This is a genomic window from Mesorhizobium sp. M7A.F.Ca.ET.027.03.2.1 (genome assembly GCF_003999175.1).
In the GTDB taxonomy this organism is placed as follows: Bacteria; Pseudomonadota; Alphaproteobacteria; order Rhizobiales; family Rhizobiaceae; genus Mesorhizobium.
Map to the genome: position 1 here is coordinate 1 of NZ_RZOM01000502.1, position 4,289 is coordinate 4,289.

Genomic DNA, 4,289 nt, shown 5'->3' on the forward strand with positions numbered 1-4,289 from the left:
GGGCTGGGCAGCCTTGATGTCGACCGCTTGCGGGCGCTGGCCAAACTGTTTGCCGGCGATTTTCTCGACGGGCTGGAGCTCGAGCGCAGCCCGCATTTCAACAGCTGGCTGATCGCGCAGCGCCGCCGCTTCAGCGCTTGCCATGCCGCCGTTCTGGGACGGCTTGTCGCAAGCCTGCCGGCGCATAGTGACGAGGCGATCGCCCATCTCGACACATGGGTGGAACTGGCGCCGTTCGACACGCGCGGACATCTGGCGCTGCTGTCCAATCTGGCCGGGCGCGGCGAGGCCGGCGCGGCAGAGCAGCACCTGGCTTCGGCGGAGCGATTGTTTCGGTCGGAGGAGCTCGATTTCGCACCGCTTCGCGCGGCTTGGCGGGCGATCCGTGAACAACGGCCCGGGTCCTCGCCACGGACACAGGCGGCCTGTCTGTCCACGCTATCGCCACTGGTGGCCACCACCGTACCCGGCCCGGTCGAGCCCAGCCACGCGTCGCTGGCGGTGATGCCGTTTGTCGAGGAGAGCGGCGGCACGCGCGGCGGATTGGCCGACGGTTTCACCCACGACATCATCACCCGCCTGGCCAAGCTCAGGGATTTCTTCGTCATCGCGCGCGGATCGGTGTTTGCGCTGGCAGAGCAGAACATCGCGCCCGAGGATGCCGGCCGCCGGCTGAATGTCGACTATGTCGCCACCGGCACGGTGCGCAGCCCGTCCGGCCGCCTCATCGTCGGCGTCGAACTGATCGAGGTGCGCAGCGCCAGGATCGTCTGGGCCGAGACCTTCGAGCGCAGGCCCGATGACATCTTTTCCGTGCTCGACGACATCGGCAACAGCATCGTCTCCTCGATCTCGGCCGAGATCGAAACCGTCGAGCGCAACCGCGCCATGCTGAAGGCGCCCAGCTCGCTCAACGCTTGGGAGGCCTACCATCGCGGCCTCTGGCACATGTACCGCTTCACCCAGGCGGAAAACGAACAGGCGCGGCATTTCTTTGCCCAGGCCTTGCATCTCGACCCGACCTTTGCCCGCGCCTATGCTGGCCTGTCCTTCACCCACTGGCAGAACGCCTTCCAGCGCTGGGGCGACCGCGACCGCGAAAGCGCGCTGGCCTTCGAGAGCGCCGGACACAGCCTGCTGGTCGACGACCACAATCCGGCCGCGCATTGGGCGATGGGCCGGGCGCTGTGGCTGCGCGGCGAGCAGGACGGCTCGCTGCTCGAACTCGAGCGGGCGGTTGATCTCAGCCCCAACTTCGCGCTCGGCCACTACGCGCTGTCCTTCGTGCATTCGCAGTCGGGCGACCCGCAAGCGGCGATAGGCTCTTCCGATCATTCGCGCCATCTCAGCCCGTTCGACCCGCTGCTGTTCGGCATGCTGGGCGCACGCGCCATGGCGCATGTCCGGCTCGGCCAGTTCGAGGAAGCGGCCGAGTGGGCGCTGAAGGCGGCGGCGCGGCCCAACGCCCACGCCATCATACTGGCGATCGCCGCGCACTGCCTGGCGCTGGCCGGACGGCTCGACGAGGCGCGCGGCTTCGCCGCCGCCATCCGCAAGACAAGGCCGGACTATTGCGCCGACGATTTCATCGGCACCTTCCGCTTCGAGCCGGACGCCGTGGCGCTGTTCCGGCAGGGCGCCAGGCTTATCGGGCTGAACTGAAGCCTGGCATCGCCATCTCTGGGATCGCCTGGGAATTTCGCCTCAAATCCGCCGGGTTAACGAAGTCGGAAGGAGTTGTTTAACCGTTCGCGGCTATGTCACCGCGTGGGGGACCGACAAAGTGAGTATGATGAGCAACAGCCCCGACAAGCGCAATGAATGGCGCGCCATCTTTTACGTGCAAGCTCGCGTTGCCATCCTGTTTGTCCCGGTGGTTGCCAGCCTGCTGATCATAGCGGCGCTTGCCGGCAACGAACGCAAATCCGTTCCCAGCATGATCGACCCGACCGTCACCGGCTCCGTGCGGTAGACCGGCGGTCATCGGCTCTTCGAGATGCTGTCGGAGGCGGGCGCCTGGCGTGCGCTATCGGCGGTTTTCATTTGGCGCTAAAATCATCCGATGGCACTGAATGAGTGGGCCCGAACGATCAAGCGCGATGTGCATGCGCTCTACCTCGCCGCTCGCGATCCCCGAACGCCCCGGTACGCCAAGGCGCTTGCCGTGTGTGTTGCAAGCTATGCCTTGTCGCCAATCGACCTGATCCCCGATTTCATTCCGGTGATCGGCTATCTCGACGACGTCATCCTTGTCCCTTTGGGCGTCCTTGCCGTGGTCAGGATGATACCGCCCGAGGTGATGGCGGAACACAGAAAGACCGCCGCGCTGGCCGCCGACAGGCCGGTGAGCCGCTACGCGGCGGTGATCATTGTTTGTATCTGGACTGCCTCGATCGTGCTGGCCGGGTGGCTGGGATATCTGTATTTCGCCGACTGACTGCCAGGCCGTTCAGCAGGGGAAACCGCCGCCAATGAAGCCCGGACGGATCGCGCTTTTCCCGGGATTCCGTCGCCATGCGGCGCCGCTCAAACAAAGCGCGGGATCGGGCCGTTCTGCGGGGTCACGTCGTCCCCGAGGTCGACAAACACCTCGTCGACATAGCACCATGCCCAGCCTTCCGGCGGATCGTAGCCCTCGATGATCGGATGCTTGGTGGCGTGAAAATGTTTGGTGGCGTGGCGGTTGGGCGAGTCGTCGCAGCAGCCGACATGGCCGCAGGTGCGGCAGAGCCGCAAATGCACCCATTGCGACCCGCTCTTCAGGCACTCCTCGCAGCCGAGCGCGCTCGGCGTCACCTTCCTGATGTCGCGCGTATGCCTGCATTCATCCATCATGGTCTCCCTGCTGTTTGAGGTGCGTCCGCGCGCGCGAGATATGCATGCAATGCCGCGACCACCTGGGCGCCTTCGCCGACAGCCGCCGCGACGCGTTTGACCGAACCGGCGCGGACGTCGCCGATGGCGAACACGCCGCTGCGGCTGGTCTCCATCTGCGCCGATCCCAGCTCCGATCCGGTGCGCACGAACCCCCTGGCGTCCAGCGCCACACCGCAATTCGCCAGCCAATCGGTGTTCGGGTCGGCGCCGATGAAGAGAAAGAGATGGCGGATCGGGCGCGTCGTTTCCGCGCCGCTGGCGCGGTTGCGCCATCGCACCGTGCCAAGATTGCCCTCTTCGCCGTCCAGCGCCTCGATTTCGGTCCCGGTCAGCACCTCGATGTTCGGCTGCGCCTTGATGCGTTCGACCAGGTAGCGCGACATGCTGGCATCGAGGCTGCCGCCGCGCGCCAGCAGCGCCACTTTGCGCGCATGACTGGCCAAGTAGACAGCCGCCTGCCCGGCCGAATTGCCGGCGCCGACCAGCGCCACTTCCTGGTCCGCGCAAAGCCGCCCTTCGATGGGCGACGCCCAATAGTGCACGCACGTTCCCTCGAACCGCGCCAGATTGGCGATGTCGAGGCGGCGATAGCGCGCGCCGCTGGCGATCACCACGCTGCGCGTGCGCACGGTCTCGCCATCGCCGACATCGAGCAGATAGCGGGCGCCTGACGCGTCGGAGGCGGCGCTCAAAAGCTTCGCCTCGTCCGGGATGACCATTTCGACGCCGAATTTCTGCGCCTGGTTGTAGGCGCGCGCCATCAGCGCCATGCCGGTAATGCCTGTGGGGAAACCAAGATAGTTCTCGATGCGCGAGGAGGCGCCGGCCTGACCGCCGAAGGCACGGCAGTCGAGCACGATCGTCGATAGGCCTTCGGAGGCCGCATAGACCGCCGCCGCCAGCCCCGCCGGGCCGGCGCCGACGATGGCCACGTCATACACCGTCTCGGCATCGATCGGCCGCAGCAGGCCGATGCAGCGGGCGAGGTCCTTTTCGCCGGGGTTCATCAGCAGCCTGCCGTTTGGACAGAGCACGATCGGCAGGTGGTGCGGATCGACCTCGAAGCGTTCTACCAGGGTTTTGGCGCAGGGATCGCTGCCGGAATCGAGCACGCGATGCGGCTGGCCGCTGCGGGCGAGGAAACCCTGCAGCCGCAACACGTCGGCATTGTCCTGGGGTCCGATGATGATCGGCCCGCTGGTGGCGCTCTCCAAAAGCCCGACGCGGCGCAGGATCAGCGCCCGCATGATGCGCTCGCCGAGATTGGCCTCCTGCACCATCAGGTCGCGCAGTCGCTGCGAGGCGATGACGAATGCCTCCACCGGTTCGGCGGCCTGCGCATTGACCAGCGAGGGCCGGGCCGAAAGCTGCGCCAGCTCGCCGACAAAGCTGCCTGGGCCATGCGTGACGAT

At 66.4% G+C, this 4,289-nt stretch carries 5 protein-coding genes; 3 read left to right on the plus strand and 2 right to left on the minus strand.

Going from position 1 to position 4,289, the window contains the following annotated elements:
• From EN750_RS20760 to EN750_RS20770, 3 genes are all read left to right on the plus strand, one after another.
• Window positions 1–1,662: transcriptional regulator (locus tag EN750_RS20760; protein ID WP_127397506.1), on the plus strand; the 1,662-nt coding region annotated here is incomplete at its 5' end.
• A 130-nt stretch (window positions 1,663–1,792) separates the two neighbouring features.
• Entirely contained in the window at window positions 1,793–1,972 is a 180-nt protein-coding gene (locus tag EN750_RS20765; RefSeq protein WP_023814179.1) for a hypothetical protein, read from the plus strand.
• 90 nt (window positions 1,973–2,062) lie between these two features.
• Window positions 2,063–2,437 carry a YkvA family protein gene (locus EN750_RS20770; RefSeq protein ID WP_127397507.1) on the plus strand — a complete coding sequence of 125 codons (375 nt, stop codon included), beginning with the start codon at window positions 2,063–2,065 and terminating at the stop codon, window positions 2,435–2,437.
• Between the two features lie 89 nt (window positions 2,438–2,526).
• On the opposite strand, the gene EN750_RS20775 is transcribed toward EN750_RS20770, so the two are convergent.
• A complete protein-coding gene (locus EN750_RS20775; RefSeq protein ID WP_027161196.1) occupies window positions 2,527–2,835 on the minus strand; it encodes a UBP-type zinc finger domain-containing protein in 309 nt (102 codons plus the stop codon).
• On the minus strand, window positions 2,832–4,289 hold a 1,458-nt coding region (locus EN750_RS20780), incomplete at its 5' end, for a cyclic nucleotide-binding domain-containing thioredoxin-disulfide reductase (protein ID WP_127397508.1). The genes EN750_RS20775 and EN750_RS20780, both read right to left, overlap by 4 nt.